Here is a 3,855-nt window from a genome sequence, read left to right as displayed (position 1 = left end):
GGGGCGCGCGGGCGCGCACCCGCGTCCCGCCCGCCAGCCCCCTGAGCATGAGTGTATGCGCGCCGCGCGGGCCGCGCGGGCAGCCCCCCGCCCCGCCCCCCCCCCCCGACTTTCTCGAAATCAAGAGATTTTCCCCCTCCCCCCTTTGATCGATCATCGATCAGCGAGTTACAGTCGCCGACGGACTTCCACCGAAGTCCACGCCCTGTCCTGCCAAAGACCAAGGGCACCCCCGAACCCTTACCGATGAGGGAACCCCCTTCGACTGAGGAAGGCGGCGACATGACCGACCCCTACGCGATCCAGCCGAGCGCGCTCGACCAGCTCCCGGACCGGGACCCTGAGGAGACCGCCGAATGGCAGGCCTCCCTGGACGCCGTGGCCAGGGAAGCCGGGCCGCACCGTGCCGCGTACCTGATGCGCCGCACGCTGGAGCGCGCGGAGGCGGGCGGCGTCGCGCTGCCGAAGCTCCTAGAGACCGACTACGTCAACACCATCCCGACCGCCGCCGAGCCGTCCGTGCCCGGTGACGAGGAGATGGAGCGCAGGATCACCGCGTGGAACCGCTGGAACGCGGCGGCGATGGTGACCCGCGGCAGCAAGTACGGCGTCGGCGGCCACATCGCCACCTTCGCCTCGGCGGCCTGGCTGTACGAGACCGGCTTCAACCACTTCTTCAAGGGCAAGGAGGCCGACGGCTCGGGCGACCAGCTCTACATCCAGGGCCACGCCTCCCCCGGCATCTACGCCCGCGCCTTCCTCGACGGCCGTCTCGACGAGCACCACCTGGACAACTTCCGCCAGGAGGCCGGCGGCAACGGCCTGCCGTCGTACCCGCACCCGCGCCGTCTGCCCTGGCTGTGGGAGTTCCCCACGGTCTCCATGGGCCTCGGCCCGCTCTCGGCGATCTACCAGGCGCGGTTCAACCGCTACCTCACCAACCGCGGCATCAAGGACGTCTCCGCGTCCCACGTCTGGGCCTTCCTCGGCGACGGCGAGATGGACGAGCCCGAGTCGACGGCGGCCCTCGCGCTCGCCGCCCGTGAGGAGCTGGACAACCTCACCTTCGTCATCAACTGCAACCTGCAGCGCCTCGACGGACCGGTCCGCGCCAACTTCAAGATCGTGCAGGAGCTGGAGGCCCAGTTCCGGGGCGCCGGCTGGAACGTCGTCAAGACGCTGTGGGGCACGGCGTGGGACGAGCTGTTCGCGCTCGACACCACCGGCGCGCTCGTACGCCGGCTGCGCCAGGTGCCGGACGCCCAGGTCCAGACGTACCAGACCCGCGACGCCGCCTACATCCGCCAGGACTTCTTCGGCGCCGACCCGGCGCTCGTGGAGATGGCGAAGCTGCTGAGCGACGACAAGATCCTCGAGTGCTTCCACCTCTCCCGCGGTGGTCACGAGGCGCGCAAGGTGTACGCCGCCTACAAGGCCGCCGTGGAGCACAAGGGCGCGCCGACCGTGATCCTGGCCCAGACGGTCAAGGGACACACCCTCGGTCAGGGCTTCGCCTCGAAGAACGCCAACCACCAGATGAAGAAGCTGACGGTGGACGAGTTCAAGGCGATGCGCGACCTGCTGGAGCTGCCGATCGCCGACAGCGCCTTCGACGACGGCCGGGTGCCCTACGGTCACCCCGGCGCCGACGCACCCGAGGTCCGCTACCTCCAGGAGCGCCGCGCGGCCCTCGGCGGCCCGGCCCCGGCCCGCCGCGTGCACCCGCTCGCGCCGCTGCCGGCCCCGGCCGAGAAGGCGTTCGCCTCCTTCGACAAGGGTTCCGGCTCCCAGAACGTGGCCACCACCATGGCCTTCGTCCGCCTGATCAAGGACCTGGTCCGCGACAAGGAGACCGGGAAGCGCTGGGTGCCGATCGTCCCCGACGAGGCGCGCACCTTCGGTATGGAGTCGCTCTTCCCGTCGCTGGGCATCTACTCGCCCAAGGGCCAGACGTACGAGCCGGTCGACCGAGACCAGCTGATGTACTACAAGGAAGCCAAGAACGGCCAGATCCTCAACGAGGGCATCACCGAGGCCGGCTCCATGGCCGACTTCATCGCCGCTTCGACGTCGTACGCGACGCACGGCGAGGCGATGATCCCCTTCTACATCTTCTACTCGATGTTCGGCTGGCAGCGCACGGCCGACCAGATGTGGCAGCTCGGCGACCAGCTCGGCCGCGGCTTCCTGGTCGGCGCGACGGCGGGCCGTACGACGCTGACGGGCGAGGGCCTCCAGCACGCCGACGGCCACTCGCCGGTGATCGCGGCGACGAACCCCGCCGCCCTCAGCTACGACCCGGCGTTCGCGTACGAGATCGCGGTCATCGTGAAGGACGGTCTTCGCCGCATGTACGGCGAGGCGGCCCCGGGCGAGGACCCGAACGTCTTCTACTACCTGACGGTCTACAACGAGCCGCTGCCGCAGCCCGCCAAGCCGTCCGGCCTCGGTGTCGACGAGGGCATCGTCAAGGGCCTGTACCGCTACAACACGGCGGAATCGGCGGGCCTGTCCCCCGTGGCCAACGCCCCCCGCATCCAGCTGCTGGGCTCCGGCACGGCGATCCACTGGGCCCTGGAGGCGCAGAAGCTGCTCGCCGGGGACTGGGGCGTGGCCGCCGACGTGTGGTCCGCGACGTCCTGGACCGAGCTGCGCCGCGACGCGCTGGAGGCGGACGCCGCCCTGCTGCGCGGCGAGGAGCGCGTGCCGTACCTCCGGCAGGCCCTGCACGGCGCCGAGGGCCCGGTCCTCGCGGTCTCCGACTACATGCGCCAGGTCCCGGACCAGATCGCGCAGTGGGTGGAGCAGGACTACTCCTCGCTGGGCGCCGACGGCTTCGGCCTGTCGGACACCCGTGAGGCGGCCCGCCGTCACTTCGGCGTCGACGCCCGGTCCATCGTCGTGGCGGCCCTGGCCCAGCTTGCGAAGCGGGGCGAGGTCAAGGCGGCCGCGGTGAAGGAAGCACGGGAGAAGTACGGCCTGTAAGGCCTGCGGTTGTCCGAGGGGGCACGGCGTCTGCCGTGCCCCCTCGCTGTCGGTGGGGCCCGGCATCATGGCCGTATGCGCGCTGCCCGGCTGATCAAGATGGTGCTCCTCCTTCAGTCCCGGACCTCGATGACCGCCGCCGAGCTGGCGCGGGAACTGGAGGTGTCGGAGCGGACGGTGACACGGGACGCGCAGGCCCTGTCGGAGGCGGGCGTGCCGGTGTACGCGGACCGGGGGCGGGCTGGCGGGTACCGGCTGATCGGGGGGTACCGCACCCGGCTGACCGGGCTCGCCCGGAGCGAGGCGGAGGCGCTGTTCCTGAGCGGGGTGCCGGGGGCGCTGCGGGAGATGGGGCTCGAGGACGCCGCCTCGGCGGCCCGGCTGAAGGTGTCGGCGGCTCTGCTGCCCTCCCTGAGCGATGCCTCCCGTACCGCGGCACAGCGGTTCCATCTGGACGCGCCCGCCTGGTTCCGGGACCCGGAGACACCGGAGCTGCTGCCCGCGTTCGCCGAGGCGGTGTGGGACGACCGGTGCGTCACGGCCCGCTACCGGCACGGCGGGGCCGAGGTGGAGCGGACGCTGGAGCCGTACGGGCTCGTGCTGAAGGCGGGCGTCTGGTACCTGTGCGCGCGTGTGCCGGACACGGGTGGCCACCGGACCTACCGGCTCGACCGGTTCACCGCCGTGGGGGGGGGGCGGCGCCCGGGGCGGCGCGGGGCGCGCGGGGCGGCCCCCCCGCCGGGCGGGGGGGGCGGGGCGAACCCGCGGGGGGGCGGCCCGCGGGCGGGGGGGCCCGGGGGGCGGGCGGGGGTGGCCGCCCCCCCGACCGGGGCCACGGGCTCCGGGATCGAGCGGGACAAGGTGCAGCGC

At 72.4% G+C, this 3,855-nt stretch carries 2 protein-coding genes; both read left to right on the top strand.

Translation table 11 applies throughout. The annotated features are described in order from the left end of the window. Positions 1–282: 282 nt before the first annotated feature. Positions 283–2,985, top strand: a complete 2,703-nt coding sequence (aceE, locus tag ACFW2E_RS38405) for a pyruvate dehydrogenase (acetyl-transferring), homodimeric type (protein WP_384474147.1) — start codon at positions 283–285, stop codon at positions 2,983–2,985. Positions 2,986–3,060: 75 nt separating this feature from the next. Next, on the top strand, positions 3,061–3,855 hold a 795-nt coding region (locus ACFW2E_RS38400), incomplete at its 3' end, for a helix-turn-helix transcriptional regulator (protein WP_384474144.1).

This window comes from Streptomyces sp. NPDC058964 (genome assembly GCF_042741275.1).
GTDB lineage: Bacteria > Actinomycetota > Actinomycetes > Streptomycetales > Streptomycetaceae > Streptomyces.
Note: the sequence above shows the minus strand (reverse complement) of the source record. Positions and strands in the feature narration are given on the sequence as shown.

Bases quoted from the DNA above. Each gene is read 5' to 3' on its own strand.
- aceE (WP_384474147.1), top strand. From the start codon at position 283: ATGACCGACCCCTACGCGATCCAGCCGAGCGCGCTCGACCAGCTCCCG.